General features: G+C 71.5%; 16 protein-coding genes and 1 tRNA gene. 4 read left to right on the top strand and 13 right to left on the bottom strand.

All coding sequences use genetic code 11. The annotated features are described in order from the left end of the window. Positions 1–176: 176 nt before the first annotated feature. The 7 genes from ACIHCL_RS16495 to ACIHCL_RS16465 form a co-directional block, all read right to left on the bottom strand. The gene (locus ACIHCL_RS16495; protein WP_399862186.1) at positions 177–494 is read right to left on the bottom strand and encodes a hypothetical protein; all 318 of its coding nucleotides are present in this window, start codon (positions 492–494) and stop codon (positions 177–179) included. 240 nt (positions 495–734) lie between these two features. Next, positions 735–1,595 carry a Bax inhibitor-1/YccA family protein gene (locus ACIHCL_RS16490; protein WP_399862184.1) on the bottom strand — a complete coding sequence of 287 codons (861 nt, stop codon included), beginning with the start codon at positions 1,593–1,595 and terminating at the stop codon, positions 735–737. A gap of 319 nt (positions 1,596–1,914) precedes the next feature. Continuing rightward, positions 1,915–2,262 (bottom strand): ArsR/SmtB family transcription factor, encoded by a 348-nt coding sequence (locus ACIHCL_RS16485; RefSeq protein WP_399862182.1) that lies wholly within the window; start codon positions 2,260–2,262, stop codon positions 1,915–1,917. A gap of 454 nt (positions 2,263–2,716) precedes the next feature. After that, positions 2,717–3,169: an ATP-binding protein gene (locus ACIHCL_RS16480; RefSeq protein WP_399862180.1), complete on the bottom strand. Its 453-nt coding sequence runs from the start codon at positions 3,167–3,169 to the stop codon at positions 2,717–2,719. A gap of 172 nt (positions 3,170–3,341) precedes the next feature. Beyond that, complete coding sequence (locus tag ACIHCL_RS16475) at positions 3,342–5,072, bottom strand: SulP family inorganic anion transporter (protein WP_399862314.1); 1,731 nt, start codon at positions 5,070–5,072, stop codon at positions 3,342–3,344. Positions 5,073–5,149: 77 nt separating this feature from the next. After that, on the bottom strand, positions 5,150–5,491 hold the full coding sequence (locus tag ACIHCL_RS16470) for an ArsR/SmtB family transcription factor (protein WP_399862178.1): 342 nt from the start codon (positions 5,489–5,491) through the stop codon (positions 5,150–5,152). A 474-nt stretch (positions 5,492–5,965) separates the two neighbouring features. Continuing rightward, positions 5,966–6,051: transfer RNA gene (locus ACIHCL_RS16465), tRNA-Leu, on the bottom strand. Between the two features lie 719 nt (positions 6,052–6,770). Between ACIHCL_RS16465 and ACIHCL_RS16460 the strand changes: the two genes are divergently transcribed. After that, on the top strand, positions 6,771–7,541 hold the full coding sequence (locus ACIHCL_RS16460) for an ABC transporter ATP-binding protein (protein ID WP_399862176.1): 771 nt from the start codon (positions 6,771–6,773) through the stop codon (positions 7,539–7,541). Positions 7,542–7,695: 154 nt separating this feature from the next. Then, the gene (locus ACIHCL_RS16455) at positions 7,696–10,224 is read left to right on the top strand and encodes an ABC transporter permease (RefSeq protein WP_399862174.1); all 2,529 of its coding nucleotides are present in this window, start codon (positions 7,696–7,698) and stop codon (positions 10,222–10,224) included. A 270-nt stretch (positions 10,225–10,494) separates the two neighbouring features. Here the strand turns inward: ACIHCL_RS16455 and ACIHCL_RS16450 are convergent, their stop codons facing one another. Together ACIHCL_RS16450 and ACIHCL_RS16445 are read right to left on the bottom strand one after the other, a co-directional pair. After that, positions 10,495–11,799: a class I SAM-dependent methyltransferase gene (locus ACIHCL_RS16450; protein ID WP_399862173.1), complete on the bottom strand. Its 1,305-nt coding sequence runs from the start codon at positions 11,797–11,799 to the stop codon at positions 10,495–10,497. A gap of 448 nt (positions 11,800–12,247) precedes the next feature. After that, positions 12,248–13,633, bottom strand: coding sequence for an NAD(P)/FAD-dependent oxidoreductase (locus ACIHCL_RS16445; RefSeq protein ID WP_399862171.1), 1,386 nt, complete (start codon positions 13,631–13,633; stop codon positions 12,248–12,250). 667 nt (positions 13,634–14,300) lie between these two features. Here ACIHCL_RS16445 and ACIHCL_RS16440 point away from each other — a divergent pair. Both ACIHCL_RS16440 and ACIHCL_RS16435 read left to right on the top strand, forming a co-directional pair. Further along, on the top strand, positions 14,301–14,573 hold the full coding sequence (locus ACIHCL_RS16440; RefSeq protein ID WP_399862170.1) for a type II toxin-antitoxin system Phd/YefM family antitoxin: 273 nt from the start codon (positions 14,301–14,303) through the stop codon (positions 14,571–14,573). Continuing rightward, positions 14,570–14,839, top strand: a complete 270-nt coding sequence (locus tag ACIHCL_RS16435) for a type II toxin-antitoxin system RelE/ParE family toxin (protein WP_399862168.1) — start codon at positions 14,570–14,572, stop codon at positions 14,837–14,839. The genes ACIHCL_RS16440 and ACIHCL_RS16435 overlap by 4 nt, the downstream gene beginning before the upstream one ends. A 4-nt stretch (positions 14,840–14,843) precedes the next feature. On the opposite strand, the gene ACIHCL_RS16430 is transcribed toward ACIHCL_RS16435, so the two are convergent. From ACIHCL_RS16430 to eno, 4 genes are all read right to left on the bottom strand, one after another. Further along, complete coding sequence (locus tag ACIHCL_RS16430; protein WP_399862166.1) at positions 14,844–15,785, bottom strand: exopolyphosphatase; 942 nt, start codon at positions 15,783–15,785, stop codon at positions 14,844–14,846. 133 nt (positions 15,786–15,918) lie between these two features. Then, complete coding sequence (locus tag ACIHCL_RS16425; protein ID WP_399862164.1) at positions 15,919–16,452, bottom strand: DUF501 domain-containing protein; 534 nt, start codon at positions 16,450–16,452, stop codon at positions 15,919–15,921. Between the two features lie 77 nt (positions 16,453–16,529). Beyond that, a complete protein-coding gene (locus ACIHCL_RS16420) occupies positions 16,530–17,000 on the bottom strand; it encodes a septum formation initiator family protein (RefSeq protein ID WP_399862162.1) in 471 nt (156 codons plus the stop codon). A 139-nt stretch (positions 17,001–17,139) separates the two neighbouring features. Then, entirely contained in the window at positions 17,140–18,420 is a 1,281-nt protein-coding gene (eno, locus tag ACIHCL_RS16415) for a phosphopyruvate hydratase (protein WP_399862160.1), read from the bottom strand. Positions 18,421–18,748 lie beyond the last annotated feature (328 nt).

Raw genomic sequence — 18,748 nt, 5'->3', positions numbered from 1 at the left:
CGGCCGCGCCCCCAAGGGCCCGCGCTCTCACCGGCCCACCGGCCCACCGGCCCACCGGCCCACCGGCCCACCGGCCCACCGGCCCAGCATCCCTGACGGCCCGTCGTCCCGCCGCCCCGCCCATGGGATCCCGTCGGCCCGTCGCGCCACGCGCACGCACGCCACGCGAACGCCCGCTAGGCGAACGCCCGCTCGGCCGCCTCCTCAACGAATCGCACGGCCTCGTCCAGCTCCGTCGACGGGGCCGTTTCCAGTGCCGCCGCCAAGTCGTGTCCGGCCACCGCGAGCTGGTCGCCGACGGCGAAGATCCCGGCGTCCGGCATGAGGCGCGGTTCCCGGTCCGGTGCGTCGATGCGCTGGGCCCGCAGCGCGAGTTCCCTGGCTGTGGCGAGTCCCTCGGCGGCGGCACCGCGCCGCAGACGGCTCTGCGGGGCGGCGCGCAGTCGGTCGGCGAATCGGTCCACGGCGGTGGTCAGCGGAGTCGTATCGAGCACTCCGCGACCCTACCGCCCGCCCCGGGCCGTTGCCGGCGCGCATGGCCCTGGGCTCACCCCCTCGACGGGCGGCCCCGGGACACCTGGTCCCCTGCCCGCCGTCCCGTCCCGTACCGGTACGGATACGGATACGGACACGGACACGGACACGGAAGCGGCCCGCAGGCGCAGTGCCTGCGGGCCGCCTCCGTATCCGTCACGTACCACCCGTCGCGGGTCCTACCCCCGCGGGTGCGTGTGTCAGTCGTCGCCGCTGAGGATCGAGAGCAGACGCAGCAGCTCCAGGTAGATCCACACCAGGGTCATGGTGAGGCCGAAGGCCGCCAGCCAGGACTCCTCGCGGGGAGCGCCGTAGGTGATGCCGTCTTCGACCTGCTTGAAGTCCAGGGCCAGGAAGCACGCACCGAGGACGACACCGATGACGCCGAACAGGATGCCGAGGCCGCCGGAGCGGAAGCCCAGACCGTCACCGCCGCCGAAGACGGCGAACAGCAGGTTGACCATCATCAGCAGCATGAAGCCCATGGCCGCGGCCATCACGAAGCCGTAGAAGCGGCGGGTGACGCGGATCCAGCGCATCTTGTACGCGAAGAGCACACCGGCGAAGACGCACATGGTGCCCAGCACCGCCTGCATCACGACGCCGGGGCCGATGTAGGTGCTGACCGCGCTGGAGATCACTCCGAGGAAGACACCCTCGAAGGCCGCGTAAGCGACGATCAGCGCCGGGACCGGCTTGCTCTTGAAGGACTGGATGAGCGACAGGACGAACGCCACCAGGGCGGCGCCGATCGCGATGCCGTACGACTTGCCCAGGCTGGCCGGGTCGACCGGCAGCAGGGCCCAGGCGAACACGGCGCCGAGCACCACGGTGCCCAGCGTGATCGCTGTGCGCGTGACGACGTCGTCGATCGTCATCACGCCCGAGCGCGACGGTGCCTGCGGAGCGCCGTACTGGGTATCCGGCTGGGCGTAGGGGTTGGTGGCGTACGGGTTGGTACCCGTGACGGGGGCCCCGGCCTGCGGCGCCGCGTTGAAGCCCGCGTATCCGTTGTCGCGGCTGAAGCCCCGTCGCGAGAAGACCGGGTTGCTGCTCCTCATCTCACTCCTCCATGGCCACCCTGCGTGGCCTTCCCACAAGAGTAATGGGTAGGCAAAGGATCCAGACTAGTGCCTGAGGAGGATCTTTACCGAACCGAGGGACGATGTGCAGACATTTTTCGCCCGGTGTCCCGGACCGTCCCCGCTGCCTCGTTCCCCTGGCCCGCATCCCGACCGGCCGACCGGCCCACAAGCCCGCAGCCCATCGTCCGCGGCCCGCCCCGTCCGCCGCCCCGTGCCCCGCCCCGTCCGCCGCTTCCGTCCCCGCCCCTGGCCCGTCGGTCCCGTCCGCTCGCGGCCGTTCCGTCTCGTGGCCCGTTCAGCCCTGTGTCCTGCCCGGCTCGGTGGCACGCAGGTCGGCGAGAAGCTCGGCCTGCCCGGCCAGGACCCCGGACAGAATGGTGCGTGCGACCCGCAGGAGCTCCGCCACCTGCGAATTGGCCAGGGAGTAGTAGACACCCGAGCCCTCGCGGCGCGCGACGACGAGATTGGCCCGCCGCAGCACGGCCAGCTGCTGCGAGAGGTGGGCGGGCTCAACACCGATCTCGGCGAGCATCTCGGACACCGCGTACTCGCGTTCACTGAGCAGTTCGAGCACCCGGATGCGGACGGGGTGCCCGAGCGTCTTGAAGAACTCGGCCTTCAACTGGTAAAGCGGCGCGCTCATCGAACCGACCCTGTCCCCGCGGCCCCTGCCACCCGGCCGGCCCATCTCGGCCATGTGTGTGTCCTGCATCGCGTCCACTCAGAACTCTTCGCCATGGGGTCATCCTCGCGCGTCCGCCCGGACGGGCCGACCTCGTCACTTGTCGAAACCCGGAACCGGAGGCCCGGGAACAGGACCGGACCCCGAAACCGTCAAGCCCGAGGAGAAACCCGGGAAGGTGACGAGAAGCCCGAAGCCCGGAACATTCTGACCGGCCGCCGCTGGAAGGGGCGCCACGGGGCCCGGCCCCGGGCCGGGGCCGGCACAGGACCGGAGCCGACGGGAGTCCGGGGCCGGACGGAGCCGGGGTGCCCGCCACGGGCCGGGTCCGGTACGGCCGGACGGGGCCGGGCCGGTACCGGGGCGACAGGGCGGGGCCCAGGACGGCCGGACGGGGCCGGGCCCGAGAGCCGGGTCACCGTCCACGACCCGGGACCGCCACGCCTCGCAGGGGCACGGTGACCCAGACGCATTTGCCCCCGCCGTCCCGGTCCTCGCGGATGACGGCGGTGCCCGCGAGGTCCTGGGTGAGTTCGGAGACCATGGCCAGGCCGCCGGCCGTTCCGGTGCCCGGTCCGTACAGCGCGGGCCGGTACGGGTGACGGTCGTGGACCCCGAACGCGAACGTGTCCGGGCCCGCCGCGTAGTGCACCGTCACCGTCGGGGACAGTACGGCGGCGTGCCGGACGCTGTTGGTGACGAGTTCGCTGAGGATCAGCAGCACCGGGCCCACACCGGGGTGGTGCGGGCCGACGCCCCACTCGGCCAGCACCTGCTCGGTCGCCTCGCGGGCCGCCCGCACGGCGGCGCCCATGGTGGGCAGGGTCAGGACATGACGCAGGGGCAGGGTGTCGGGCTGGGCCGTCATGGGGCTTCCTCGCGGCTGGGGCGGCATCCGGGCACCGCCCGCGGGCGGTGGCCCCCCGGGCGGTCGTCGACAAGCGGGCGGTCGTCGACAAGCGGGCGGTCGTCGGCAAGCGGACGGTCGGGCGCGACGCCCGCACGGTCCGGGCCGACGAGGTGGCCGACGGCGCACACGGTCATCGGGTCGCCCCCTCGGACCTGGAATCCGGAACGGGGTCGGAGGCCGGGACCGGGGCAGCGGGGCCACCGGGGCGCGGAACGGCGGGTTCGGCGGAGGAGGCGGTGGCGGGACGAGGGGGCACGAGACCGGCGTGCTGGAGCCGAGACCGGGCCGCCGCGATGGCCTCCGGGGTGGTGGCGTAGTCCCGGCCGTCGGGCCGGAGCAGGTCCAGGGCGCCGACGGCGTCGAGCGCGCGCCGCTGGCCGGGACGTATCCCGGAGGCCAGCACGGTGATGCCGCGCCGGTTCAGCTTCTCCACGGCGTCCTTGAGGACGAGTGCGCCCGTGGCGTCCATGGTGGTGATCCGCGACATGCGCAGGATGACGACACGGACGTCGGCGACCTCGGAGAGTTCGAGCAGGAAGCGATGCGCCCCGGCGAAGAACAGCGGTCCGTCGATCCGGTAGGCGACGATGTGCTCGGCCAGCAGCGCGTGTTCCTCGTCGCTGTGCTCGCCCGGCAGATCGGGGCGGAAGTCGACCTGGTCCATCCGTGCCTGGCGGGCCACCGCCCGCAGCGCCAGCGCACCCGCCACCACCAGGCCGATGATCACCGCGTAGACGAGGTCCAGGGCGAGCGTGGCGGCGGCCGTCAGACAGAGGACCACGGCGTCGGAGCGGGTGGCACGGGCCATCGCGCGCAGCGAGCCGACCTCGACCATGCGGATCGCGGTGGCCAGCAGCACGCCCGCCAGCGCGGCCAGCGGGATCTTCGAGACCAGCGGGGCGGCGGCGAACACGATGACGGTCAGGACGGCGGCGTGGGTCAGCGCGGCGAGCCGGGATCCGGCTCCGGTACGGACGTTGACCGCGGTGCGGGCGATGGCGGCCGTCGCCGGGACGCCGCCGAACAGCGGGGCGGCCAGGTTCGCGACGCCCTGCCCGAAGAGTTCCCGGTCCGGGTCGTGCCGCTGGCCCACGGTCATGCCGTCCGCGACCGTGGCCGACAGCAGCGATTCCAGGGCCGCGAGGGCCGCCACGGCCACGGCGGGCGCGAGCAGCGAACCCAGCGCGGACAGGTCCAGGAAGGCCAGCGAGGGGGCGGGCAGCCCGGACGGCAGATCACCGATCGGCGCCGCCCCGTCCAGGTGGAGGAGCTGGGCGACCAGCGTCGCGGCGATCACCGCGACGACGGAGAACGGGATGGCCGGCCGCAGGCGCGCGCCGAGCAGCATCACCGCCGCGACACCGGTCGCGAGGGCGAGGGCGGTCCAGTTCGGCGCCTTCACAAACTCCTCGACCGCCCGCCAGGCCACCACCAGGACCTTCTCGCCCTCGGGTTTGGCCACACCGAGCGCGGCGGGCACCTGCTGGAGCCCGATGACGCAGGCGATGCCCAGGGTGAAGCCCTCCACGACGGGCGCGGGGACGTAGCGCATGTACTGGCCGGCCCTCAGCAGGGCCAGGGCTATCAGCAGCACCCCGGCCAGCAGTCCCACGGTCAGCACCCCGCCGGGGCCGTACTGGGCGACGATCGGCACGAGGACGACGGTCATGGCCCCGGTCGGCCCGGACACCTGGAGGTTCGAGCCGCCGAACAGCGCGGCCATGGCCCCGGCCACCACCGCGGTCGCGAGCCCCGCCTCGGCGCCGAGCCCGGAGGAGACCCCGAAGCCGAGTGCGAGCGGCAGCGCCACGATGGCGACCGTGAGACCGGCGAGCAGGTCGCGGCGCGGGTTGCGGCCCATGGCCGCGAAGTCGGCACGGACCGGCAGCAGTGAGCGCACCCGGCCCAGGGATCGTTCGAGAACCGTACTGACCGTGCTCACGACGTGGTGACCTCGGCTTCCCTCAGTTCGGCCAGCAGCTCGTTCCGCCCGGCCAGCATCTCGGTGAGGATCCGCCGCGCGGCCCGCATCAGCTCCGCGACGTCCCCTCCCGCGAGTTCGTAGACCACGGTCGAGCCCTTCCGCGTGGACGTCACGATCCCGGAGCGGCGCAGGAGCGCGAGCTGCTGCGACAGCGCCGAGGGCTCCACCTCGATCGCCGCGAGCAGGGCGCGGACCGGCATCGGGCCGCGCTGCAGCATTTCGAGCACCCGGATGCGCACCGGGTGCCCCAGCATCCGGAAGAACTCGGCTTTCGCCTGATACAGCGGAACCGGCACGTCCGCAGACTCCCTTCACCCTGTCGGCTCACCTGTGGGCCATCGGCTGTCGTCCTGTCAGCCGTCGGTCCGTGGCCCCGTCGGACCGGGCCTCGTGCGTCCCCGTCGAAGCGGGGCGACTCTCGGCCCGGCCATCGCCTGCTGTGGCGGCCGTGACGTGCGGAGCAGACACACTCCACTTGCGAATACAACAAAGACAGCATGTAGTGAATTGCATAAATTTGCAATTCGCTACAAGGTCGATCCGGTCGCCACGACGGCCGCCCGCGCCAGACGGAGGGGGCGGGGGCGCGGCCGGGGCGAAGCGGGACGGGGACGTGGGGAAGGGAACGGCGCCCGAAGCGGCGGTCACGGGCGGCGAGCCGGGGGCGGGGCTCAAGAACGGCGGCCCGGAGGCGGTGTTCGGAAGGCGGTGGCCGAGGCCGTGGGAGACGCGTCACCGCGTGGTCCGACGCTCGGCCGTCATGCGCGAAGTGGTGCCCGGAACCGGACTCGAACCGGTACGCCCCCGAGGGGCAGCGAGGTTTAAGCTCGCCGTGTCTACATTCCACCATCCGGGCCTGGCGCGCGGCTCCGCGTTGGCACATGACCCTATCCGGGGGCTTCCTCCGATCAGCGGATGAGTGGCGCGATGTTGTCTTATTTTATTGACTGTTTGAGGGTGCGTCAGCACTTGCGTGCGTGCATCCTCACATGCCCGGGCGGGGTAGTGGGCACCGCGGACGGCAATCCGGATTGACGTAAAGTCGCCGCACCCGGACGGCACATTCGTCGGGCGTACGCCAGTGGCCGCCACGCTCCCCGCCACCCGACCGGTCGGCCGGGCCCTCGTCCGGGTCGTGACGGACGGAAGGGCCAGCGGTCGGGGCCGGGTGTCGGCGATCGGAGCCGGGACCGCGGAGTCGCTTCGCGGACCCGGCGGAAACGTCAGCCACGGGCCCCTCGACGTCCCTCGGAAGGGGGCGGACGGAAGGCCGGATGGGCGCTCGGGCCCCGCGTCCGCGGTGCGGAACACGGTGCTCCCGAGGCTGTGTGTTGACGCCTTGTCCTCCCGGGCGGGCGGACGGTCTCAGGGTCGATGTCATACCGGAGGAGGACATGCGGGTCGGCCGATGCGACTCAAGACGACCCCGGGAACGGGCACGGGGGCTGACGCGACACGGCAATACGGCGGTGAGGATGAAGAGGTCCGAAAACGATCGGACACCTCGAACGCACCTCATCAGGCACACGACCCCGGACGAGGCCCTCGGCCGGAGCCCCGGATCAGGAGATTCCCGTGACCACCACTCCCACCGCACACCGCGTCATCACGGTGGCTGCCCGCGCCACGGACCTGTCGAAGGTCTACGGTGAGGGCGAGACCAGGGTGACGGCCCTGGACCGGGTCTCCGTGGACTTCCCGCGCGGCGAGTTCACCGCGATCATGGGCCCGTCCGGTTCCGGCAAGTCCACACTGATGCACTGCGTGGCCGGTCTCGACAGCTTCACCAGCGGTTCCGTGCGCATCGGCGACACGGAGCTGGGGGCCCTCAAGGACAAGCAGCTCACCCAGCTCCGCCGGGACAAGATCGGCTTCATCTTCCAGGCGTTCAACCTGCTGCCGACCCTGACGGCGCTGGAGAACATCACGCTCCCCATGGACATCGCGGGCCGCAAGCCCGACGAGGCGTGGATGCGCCGGGTGATCGACATGGTGGGGCTCTCCGACCGGCTGTCCCACCGGCCGACCCAGCTCTCCGGCGGCCAGCAGCAGCGCGTGGCGGTGGCCCGCGCCCTGGCCTCGAAGCCGGAGATCATCTTCGGTGACGAGCCGACCGGGAACCTGGACTCCCGCTCCGGCGCCGAGGTCCTCGGCTTCCTGCGCAACTCGGTGCGTGAGATGGAACAGACCGTGGTGATGGTGACCCACGACCCGGCGGCGGCCTCCTACGCGGACCGGGTGATCTTCCTCGCGGACGGCCGGATCGTCGACCAGATGATGCACCCCACCGCGGACGGGGTCCTCGACCGGATGAAGGCGTTCGACGGCAAGGGCCGCACCAGCTGAGTCCCGCCCTCCCGCACGCCCGAGTCCCGCTCCTCCCGCACCTGCCCGACGCCCGCACCCGCCGCGCGGCCGGATCCCTTCCTCCCGCGCGCCCGGGGCCCGCCCGCGCACGCGCCCTTTGCCGGACCTCCTCCCCTTCCCAGGACTGACAGACATGTTCCGTACCGCCTTGCGCAATGTGCTCGCGCACAAGGCCAGGCTGCTGATGACCGTGCTCGCCGTGATGCTCGGCGTGGCCTTCGTATCCGGCACCCTGGTCTTCACCGACACCCTCGGCAACGCCTTCCGCAACCAGTCGGCGAAGAGCTACGACGACATCGCCGTCGCCATCACCACCCGGGCCGACCAGCGCGACCCGAAGGCGCCCGGCGGGGTCACCGCCGCCGGCCTCGCGAAGATCCAGGGCCTGGAGGGCGTCGACACCGCCACCGGCCGGGTCAACGGCTTCGCCGGGGTCGCCGACCCCGACGGCAAGCTGATCGGCAACGGCTGGACCAACACCGGCGCCAACTTCTTCCCCGGCAAGGACGGCAAGGACGCCGCGTACGCCTTCGTCGACGGCAAGGGCCCGGACGGGCCCGACCGGATCGCGCTCGACGAGCACACCGCGAAAAAGGGCGAGTACAAGGTCGGCGACCGGGTCCGGGTCGCCACCAACGGACCGGTGAAGGAGTACACCCTCTCCGGTGTCTTCACCACCGAGGACGGCGCCGTCAACGCGGGCGGCAGCCTGGTCCTCTTCGAGACCCCGGTCGCGCAGAAGCTGTACCTGCGGCCCGGCGAGTTCATGAACGTCGACATCTCCGCCGCGTCCGGCGCCTCCGCCGACAAGCTGCTGGCCGAGGTGAAGCCGCTGCTGCCGAAGGACGCCGAGGCCCGGACCGGCAAGGACCTCGCCGACGAGCAGGCCAAGAGCATCGAGGACGGGCTCAGCAGCCTCAACACGATGCTGCTCGCCTTCGCCGCGATCGCGCTCTTCGTCGGCATCTTCCTGATCGCCAACACCTTCACCATGCTGGTCGCCCAGCGCACCAGGGAACTGGCCCTGATGCGCGCCGTCGGTGCGTCCCGCCGCCAGGTCAAGCGCTCGGTGCTGCTGGAGGCGGCCGTGGTCGGCGCGCTCGCCTCGGTCATCGGCTTCGGGCTCGGCCTCGGACTCGCCGTCGGCCTGCGCTCCGCGATGAGCCTGACCGGCGGCAAGATCCCGGCCGGACCGCTGATCGTCTCGCCCACCGCGGTCATCGCGGCGCTCGCGGTCGGTGTGCTGATCACCGTGCTGGCCGCCTGGCTCCCCGCCCGCCGGGCCGCGAAGATCCCGCCGGTGGCGGCGATGAACAGCGTGCACGCCGCCGCGACGGTCAAGTCCCTGGTACTGCGCAACTCGATCGGCGGCGTCCTCACCGCACTGGGCGGCGTGGGCATCGTGGCGGGCGCGGCCATGGGCTCGGACGGCCGCACCGTCATCGGGGGCGGCGCGTTCTTCGCGCTGATCGGTGTCATCGTGCTGATCCCGCTGCTGTCCCGGCCGGTCGTCGCACTGGTCCGCCCGCTGCTGAAGCGCCTGTTCGGAGTCTCCGGCAAGCTGGCTGCCCAGAACGCGGTCCGCAACCCGCGCCGCACCGGCGCCACCGCCTCCGCCCTGGCGATCGGGCTCACCCTGGTCACCGGCATCTCGGTCCTCGGCGTCACCCTGGGCCAGGCGGTCGACCGGATGACGACGGACAACATCAAGGCCGACTACATGGTCTCGATGGCGAACGGGGACACGCTCGACCCGTCGGCGCTCGCCGCCCTGGAGAAGGCCGACGGCGTCAAGGCCATCACGCCCCACCAGTACGCCTGGCCGGAGATCGGCGGCGAACCCCTCATGGCCTCCGGGGTCGCCCCCGGCGACGTGTCGAAGCTCTTCGCCATCAAGACGGTCTCCGGCTCGGTCGACTCCCTCGGCGACAACGAGTTCGCCGTCGACCAGAAGGCCGCCAAGACGAACGGCTGGAAGACCGGGGACACCGTCGCGGTCGAGTACGAGGACGGCAAGAAGGAGAAGCTGAAGGTCGGGGCGGTCTACGAGGACAACGAGTTCCTCTCCTCCGCCCTGATGTCCAAGGACCTCCTGAACCGGCACACCGACCACCCGTACATCCGCGAGATCTGGCTGAAGATGGACGGCGGCGAGACCGCCGCCAACGAGAAGGCCGTGGTCAAGGCGCTCGGTGACAACCCGGCGATGAGCGTCATCGACCGCCAGGGCATCCGGGACATGTTCGGCGGCTTCGTGAACACCGCCCTGAACATCATGTACGGCCTGCTGGCGATGGCCCTGATCATCGCGGTGCTCGGCGTCGTCAACACACTGGCCATGTCGGTCTTCGAACGCCAGCAGGAGATCGGCATGCTGCGCGCGATCGGCCTGGACCGGCGCCGGGTGAAGCGCATGATCCGGCTGGAGGCCGTGGTCATCTCGCTCTTCGGCGCGGTGATCGGCGTGGCGCTCGGCTCGTTCCTCGGCTGGGCGATCGGGCAGACCCTGAAGGACTCCCTCCCGGGCTACGCCCTGGTCATCCCGTGGGACCGGATCGGGATCTTCCTGGTGCTCGCGGGCCTGGTGGGCGTGCTGGCCTCGCTCTGGCCGGCCCGCAGCGCCGCGAAGCTGAACATGCTGACGGCGATCAAGACCGAGTAGTTCCGGGCCGGCCGGCCGCCCGGGCCGGGCGGTTCACGGCGGACCGCTCGCCACCGAGCGCCCCGGTGGGCGTTCACGGTCGGGGGCCGGTACCCGCAAGCCCAGTGCTGCGGGTACCGGCCCCCGGTGCGTTCCGGGTCCGCGCGCCGTCGTACGCACCCCGGGCCGAGCGCCGGGCGCACGTGCCGTGAAGCACCCTCCCTCACGCCTCTGCGCCACGTGCCCGCGCACGCCTTCCGGCGCCGGGCAGGAGCCCTGCGGAGCGACCGGTCAGGCCCTGGCCGCCTCCGTCCACGCACGGGCCCGCAGCGGCATCCTGGAGGCCCCGCCGGCCGCCGGGCGCACCGCGAGGATCTGGTTGACGCCGATCCTGTTGTGCTCGAAGGAGAGCGCGGAGGCGGCCATGTAGAGGCGCCAGACCCGGGCCCGTCCGGCCGAGGTCAGTCGGACCGCGCGGTCCCAGTGCTTCTCCAGGTTGGCGACCCAGCCCCGCAGCGTGAGCGCGTAGTGCTCGCGGATCGACTCGACGTCGCGGGCCTCGAATCCGGCCGCTTCGAGAAGGGTGACGGTCCGCCCGACGGGGGCCAGTTCGCCGTCCGGGAAGACATAGGCGTCGATGAACTCGTCCACGCGATAGGCGGACTCGTCCTTCTCGGGGCGGCGGGCGATCTGGTGGTTGAGCAGCCGGCCGCCCGGCTTGAGCAGTGCGAAGACCTCGTCGGCGTACTCGCGGAAGCGGACCGCGCCGACGTGCTCCGCCATGCCGATGGACGAAACGGCGTCGTAGGGGCCGTCCCTGACGTCCCGGTAGTCCTGTACCCGGATCTCGACCCGGTCGGTCAGGCCCTCGTCCGCGACGCGCTTCCTGGCGTACGCGGCCTGCTCGGCGGAGAGGGTCACCCCGGTGACCCGGGCACCGTACTCACGGGCCGCGTGCACGGCCATCGAGCCCCAGCCGCAGCCGACGTCGAGGAGCCGGTCGCCCTCCTTCAGCGCGAGCTTGCGACAGACCAGGTCGAGCTTGTCCCGCTGGGCTTCCTCCAGGGTCCCGCCGCCCTCCCAGTAACCGCAGGAGTAGACCATGGACGGGCCGAGGAAGAGGGCGTAGAAGTCGTTGCCGACGTCGTAGTGGTGACTGATCGCCGCCTTGTCGCGGCGCCTGGTGTGCAGGGTGCCGGAGCGGCCTCGTACCTCCTCGGGCGGCGGCGTCGGCGGGAGCCCGGGTCCCGCGAGGCGCAGCAGCCCCTTCGCGAAGGCCCTGACCTTCGGATCGCGGACCGGGTGGACGGCGTCCTCCTCCGCCACATCCCGTTCCCAGATCAGCGAGGCCAGCAGGTCCAGGGCCTCGTACAGATCGCCCTGGATGTCGATCTCACCCGCCACCCAGGCGCGGGCCAGGCCCAGTTCGCCCGGCTTCCACAGCAACCTGCGCAGAGCGCGCCGGTGTCGGATGATGAGGACGGGGGCACCGGGCGGTCCGGATTCGCTGCCGTCCCAGGCCCGGATCCGGATCCGGAGCCTTTCTCCCAGAAACTCCTCGACGAGAGCGGTCAGCCGCAACGCGGCGTCTGCCATGGCGCACACCTCCGTGATGGTGTTCCCAATAGGCCCAAACATGCCCGAACGGGACCGGACATGCCTGGAACCACGCCGGGCACCCGCGGCGCCACGGCGAGGTACATCACCCTCAACGGTCCGCCGGACGTCCCCCATCCCGCTACAGCGCAATGGAACGGTAAAATACCTGCGCGCTACACCCATGTGAGAGCGTGTCACCCGGTCCGCCGGCCGACCCCGCGCGGGCGGCCCCGCCCGTCATGCCCGTCCGGCACCCCCGCCTGACGTCCCCCGGCCGTCACGCCCCGCCTGCCATTCCGTGCCGGGCGGAACGACAGCGGGCGGAACGACGCCGGGCGCCCGAGTACGCCGAAGGGGCCGCCCGCACCACGGATGGCGGGCGGCCCCTTCGGGCGTCGTGCGCGTACCGGCGCACCGTGCGGGCGAGTGGGCCCGCGACGGGGCGTCAGGAGGCCGCGGCCTTCTCGCCCTCGGGCTTGGCGACGGCGGGGGCCGGAGCCGGCTTGGCGGCCTCGTAGAACTCCTCGCGCGGCGTCTCGACGGCGCCGAGCGAGACGACCTCGCGCTTGAGGAACATGGCGAGGGTCCAGTCGGCGAAGACGCGGATCTTGCGGTTCCAGGTCGGCACCGCCATGCCGTGGTAGGCACGGTGCATGTACCAGGCGAGACGGCCCCTGAGCTTGATCTTCATCTTGCCCAGGTTGATCATCGCGACGCCCTTGTGCAGCCCCAGACCGGCGACGGCACCCTTGTTGGCGTGGCTGTACTCCTTCTGCGGGAAGCCGCGCATCCCGGCGATGACGTTGTCGCCGAGGACCTTGGCCTGACGCAGCGCGTGCTGGGCGTTCGGCGGGCACCACGCGTTCGGGTTGCCGGCCCGGCGGCCGACCATGTCCGGCACCTGGGCGTTGTCGCCCGCGGCCCAGATGTAGTCGGTGCCCTGTACCTGGAGCTTCTCGCTGGTGTCCACGTGGCCGCGCGGGCCGAGCGGCAGACCGTACCGGGCGAGCGCCGGGTTCGGCTTCACACCGGCGGTCCACACGATGGTGCCGGAGTCGACCTCCAGGCCGTTCTTCAGCACCACGTGGCCGTCGACGCAGGAGTCCATGGAGGTCTGGAGGAAGACCTCGATGCCGCGGGACTCCAGGTGCTCGCGACCCCAGGCACCCAGCTTCGGGCCGACCTCGGGCAGGATCTTGTCGGCAGCGTCGACGAGGATGAAGCGCATGTCCTCGCGCTTCACGTTCGTGTAGTACTTCGCCGCGTCGCGGGCCATGTCCTCGATCTCGCCGATGGTCTCCGCACCGGCGAAACCGCCGCCCACGAAGACGAAGGTGAGCGCCTTGCGGCGGACCTCCTCGTCGGTCGTCGAATCGGCCTTGTCGAGCTGTTCCAGGACGTGGTTGCGCAGGCCGATGGCCTCCTCGACGCCCTTCATGCCGATGCCCTGCTCGGCGAGGCCGGGGATCGGGAAGGTGCGGGAGACCGCGCCCAGCGCGACGACCAGGTAGTCGAAGGGCAGCTCGTACGCCTCACCGACGAGCGGGGCGACCGTGGCGACCTTGCGGTCCTGGTCGATGGTGGTGACCCGGCCGGTGAGGACCTCGGCCTTCGGCAGTACGCGCCGCAGCGGGACGACGACGTGCCGGGGCGAGATGTTGCCGGCGGCGGTTTCGGGGAGGAAGGGCTGGTACGTCATGTACGAGCGCGGGTCGACGACCGTGACGGTCGCTTCCCCGTAGCGCATCTTCTTCAGGATGCGACGAGCTGCGTACAGGCCTACGTACCCACCGCCTACTACGAGGATCCTGGGACGCTCCGTGGTGCTCATGCCATCGAGTATCCACCCCACCCCGCGACCCCCCTCGTGAGCCCCTTCACAAGGTTGTCTCCACCCTCTGCTACACTGCCCCGCCCACGTGACCGAGGTCATGGCACCGAAAGGGAACCAGGACGCCCGCGCGGACGTTGATCACCGCCTGTGAGCTGGCCCTTGGGCTCTCCGGAGCGGTGGACCACCACCCCGGCCCACCTTCCGGGAACACCCTCGGAACGACTTCCCGCCGACACGGAATGACGCCCCGGGCGGCTCCGGACACCCGTATGGGCCGGAACCACCCTCCGCGGGGCGGAATTACTTGTGAAGAAGTTCACGAAGTTTCTCGCGGCGCGCCCCTGCGAACCCCCGGCTCGACCGGCCCGCAGGGCTCAGAAACGCAGGCGGGAATGCGTGTGAGCCCCCTTCGCACCCCGGCCGAGCACCCTTCCGGACCCCACCTTCACCACCGCGCCCCACCACCGGGACCCGTCACCCGGGCCCCGCGCCCGCTGCCGCGGCCGATGCGCCGCCGGCCCCCGCACCCCCTGCGACGGAGGCACGCCCGGCCGCCGGTCAGTCGCCGCGGCCCGCCGCGTACCAGGCGATGCCGTCGAGCATGGCTCACGAACGCGGCTCCCGGACCGGGTCGCGTGTACACGCGAGCGCGTACACTAATCTCATGACTGAGAACACCGTGACCGTGCGGGAAGCCCGCGCGCACCTCGCCGACCACATCAACCGGGCCGAGGAAGGCGTTCCGACCGTCATCACGCGCAACGGCGCTCCGGTGGCAGCCGTGGTCCCGATCGCGGACTTCGAGGCGCTGGAGGAAGCGGCCGACGTCATGCTGGCGCGCGAAGCCGAAGCGGTCCTGGCCGAGGGCGGCCCCACAGTGACGATGGCGGAACTGCTGGCGGACCTGTTCACCGAGCAGGACGGCGAGGCGCCGTGAAGTACGCCTTCCGGTTCACCACGGCGGCGCAGCGGCAACTCCGGGTCATCAGCCGGCCCGACGCCATGCGCATCCTGACCGCGCTGACCGCGCTCGGTGACGATCCGTACCGCGAGGACACCGACGTCAAGAAGCTCACCGGCCCGTCCGGGCTCTACCGGCTCCGGGTCGGAGGCTACCGGGTCGCCTACCAGATCAACGATGGTGAACTCGTCATCCTCGTCGTCAAGGTAGGCGACCGCCGGGACGTGTACCGCAACCTGTAGGCGGTCAGGCCAAAGACCATCCGATCCCGTCGAGGATGTCGTGCTCGCTGACGACGACCTCGCGGGCGCCGGTCCGCCGCATGACGGCGAGCAGGATCAGCGCCCCGGAGGTGATCACGTCGACCCGGCCCGGGTGCATCACGCCGATCGCCGCACGTTCCGCGTGGGTGGAGGCGGCGAGGCGGGCGGTGATCTCCTCGACCTGTTCCAGGGAGACGCGGGAGTGGTGGATCGCCTCCGAGTCGTACGTGTCGAGCCCGAGGGCGATCGCGGCGACCGTGGTGACCGTCCCGGCCAGGCCGACGAGGGTGGCGGCCCGGGTGAGCGGGACGCTCTCCTCCGCACGGTCGAGGGCCGACTCGACATCGGCGTGGATCGCGGCGAGCTGGCCCGGGGTCGGCGGATCGGTCACGGCGCCGTCGCGCACGAGGTGCCGCTCGGTCATCCGGACGCACCCCATGTCCACGGAGCACGCCGCCCGCACATGGTCGTCGCCGAGGACGAACTCGGTGGAACCGCCGCCGATGTCCACGACGAGGTACGGCTTGACGAGGTGATCGCGGCCCATCAGTTCCTTGGTGGCGCCGGTGAAGGAGAACTCCGCCTCCTGGTCGCCGCTGATCACCTCCGGCTCGACGCCCAGGATGTCCCGCACGCCGCGGACGAAATCGTCGCGGTTCTCCGCGTCGCGGGAGGCGGAGGTGGCGACGAAGCGGATCCGCCGCGCACCGTGCTTCTCGATCGCCTCCGCGTACCGGCGGCAGGCGTCGAACGTCCGCTCCAGCGCCTCGGCGGCGAGCAGGCCGGTGCGGTCCACGCCCTGGCCGAGGCGGACGATTTCCATCCGCCGGTCGAGTTCCACGAACTCACCGGTGGACGGGTCGGCGTCGGCGACGAGCAGACGGATGGAGTTGGTACCGCAGTCGATCGCGGCCACGCGGGTCATTGAGTGCTCCTGTGGAGAGTCGGGCCCCTCGGGGCCGTGCCGGGAACGAGGTCCGGGGCGCGGCCCCCGGACCGGCCCCGGCGGCGGCCGAGGAGCGCGGATCCGGGCGCAGGGCCCCTCGGGGAAGGGTCGGTCAGCCCTCGTCGTCCGGTGCGCAGGGCGTCACGCACGGCCCCTTGCGCCACCATTCCGGCAGCATCGCGATCGCCTCGTCGCCCAGCGGGTTCACCCCGGGGCCCGCGGCCAGCGAGTGCGCGACCAGCACGTGCAGGCACTTCACCCGGTCCGGCATGCCACCCGCGCTGGGGAAGCCCTCCAGCACCTCGATGGCGTCGCGCCGGGCGACGTAGTCCTCGTGCGCGGCCCGGTACGCGGCGGCCAGCTCGGGGTCCCTGCCGAGGCGCTCGGTCATCTCCTTCATGACCCCGTTCGCCTCCAGGGTGCCGATCGCGGACGCGGCGCGCGGGCACGTCAGGTAGTACGTCGTCGGGAACGGCGTGCCGTCCTCCAGCCGGGGCTGCGTCTCGACCACGTCCGGGTTGCCGCACGGGCAGCGGTGCGCGATCGCGCGCAGCCCGCGGGGCGGGCGGCCCAGCTGCTGCCGGAACGCGTCGATGTCCGCCTCGGTGGGCTCGGTGGGCTCGGTCTGCGGAGGAGGGGTTTCCATGCCTGCCTAGTTCTGGGGTTCTGCCGGATCCGGCGGATCCGGGGGTCTGCGGACGGGAGGGTACGGGTGGACGGGAATCAGCCCCGGTCGGCGCTGTCGACCCCGTCCCAGAGGTTGGAGTGCCACGGCCGTCCGGACTCGTCCTTCTCGCCCTCGCGCTCCTTGACCGCGTCGGGGTCGATCACCGTGTAGCCCGTCTCCCCGGGGAGAAGATAGTGCAGGTGCGTGCGGGCGAGCTGCTTGATGTACGCGTCGTCCTGGAGCCGCGCCTTCTCGTCGCGCAGCTCCTCCGTGCGGGCCCGTGCCTCCCGCGCCAGCCGCTCCTGGTCGGCGATCTCGTCCTGCTGCGACACGTATTGCCGTATCGGGTAGGCGAGTGCGACCACGAGGGAGCAGACGACGAGGGCCAGGAAGGCGGCCCGGCCGGTGAGGCGGGAGCGGCGGTCCTGCCGACGGGTCTGCGAACGGTAGACGCGGGCGGCGGTCTGCTCGCCCAGCAGTCGCAGCCGGGTCGCGGTGGAGAACCGGTCCCGGTCCTTCGCGGCCATGTCTCCGCCTCCCCTGTTACACACGTCCGTCCCCGCACACGGTACGGGACCGCGTGCGGGGACGGACGGAGGCCGGGGTCCTCGGTGCCCCTGCGGACCGGGATCGTCCGTGGGGGTCGGAGGCCCGGGCCAGTGGAGTTCAGCCCTTGAAGCGGGGGAACGCCGAGCGGCCCGCGTACACCGCGGCGTCGTCGAGGATCTCCTCGATGCGCAGGAGCTGGTTGTACTTGGCGACACGGTCCGAGCGGGCCGGGGCGCCGGTCTTGATCTGGCCGCAGTTCACCGCGACGGCGAGGTCGGCGATGGTGACGTCCTCGGTCTCGCCGGAGCGGTGCGACATCATGCACTTGAAGCCGTTGCGCTGGGCGAGCTCGACGGCGTCCAGGGTCTCGGTCAGCGAGCCGATCTGGTTGACCTTGACGAGCAGGGCGTTGGCGGAGCCCTCCTCGATGCCACGGGCCAGGCGCTCCGGGTTGGTGACGAACAGGTCGTCGCCGACGATCTGCACCTTGGCACCGAGCTTGTCGGTGATGATCTTCCAGCCGTCCCAGTCGTCCTCGTACAGCGGGTCCTCGATGGAGACCAGCGGGTACGCGGAGACCAGCTCCTCGTAGTACTCGGTCATCTCGGCGGCCGAGCGGGACTTGCCCTCGAACTCGTACGTGCCGTCCTTGTAGAACTCGGAGGCGGCGACGTCGAGCGCGAGCGCGATGTCCTTGCCCGGGACGTAGCCGGCTTCCTTGATGGCCTCGATGATGAGGTCGAGGGCGGCGCGGTTCGACTCCAGGTTCGGCGCGAAGCCGCCCTCGTCGCCGAGACCGGTCGACAGGCCCTTGGTCTTCAGGACCTTCTTCAGCGTGTGGTAGATCTCGGCGCCCCAGCGCAGGGCCTCGGAGAAGGACTCCGCGCCGATCGGGGCGATCATGAACTCCTGGATGTCCACGTTGGAGTCGGCGTGCGACCCGCCGTTGAGGATGTTCATCATCGGGACCGGCAGCAGGTGCGCGTTCGGGCCGCCAAGGTAGCGGAACAGCGGCAGGTCCGACGCCTCGGAGGCGGCGTGCGCAACGGCCAGCGAGACGCCGAGGATGGCGTTGGCGCCGAGCGAGCCCTTGTTCTCGGTGGCGTCCAGGTCGAACATCGCCTGGTCGATCAGCCGCTGCTCGGTCGCGTCATAGCCGACGAGCTCCGGACCGATCTGCTCGATGACGGCGAGGACGGCCTTCTCGACGCCCTTGCCCTGGTAGCGGTTGGGGTCCCCGTCGCGAAGCTCGATGGCCTCGAAGGCGCCGGTGGAGGCACCGGACGGCACGGCGGCACGGCCCGTGCTGCCGTCGTCGAGGCCGACTTCGACCTCGACCGTGGGGTTCCCCCGGGAGTCAAGGATTTCCCGGGCTACGACGACGTCGATGGACGGCACGAGGCATCTCCTTCTGGGATATGACACTGGTTCTGCAGGGTCACTTTGGCCTTGCGACAAGAGCCTAACCGGCCCCGCCCGCTCAGCCCGACGACCGCCCGCCTCCTGGGACGAAAAAGAACCCAAGGGAGAACGATCCCGGGCAAATGGCCAGAAGATTACGGATCAGTAACTACAACAGTTGAACGGGCGGCCCCGCAGGGGGGGCGACCGGGGGCGCGGAGCCGTGGTGACGGACCGCCTGAACGGGGCGCGGCGCCCGGAGGTGACGGACCGCCCGGACCTCACCCGCGGAGCACCGTGCGCGTCGCACGCCATGCGCGCCGAA

Source organism: Streptomyces sp. NPDC052042 (assembly GCF_044548345.1).
Classification (GTDB): domain Bacteria; phylum Actinomycetota; class Actinomycetes; order Streptomycetales; family Streptomycetaceae; genus Streptomyces.
Note: the sequence above shows the minus strand (reverse complement) of the source record. Positions and strands in the feature narration are given on the sequence as shown.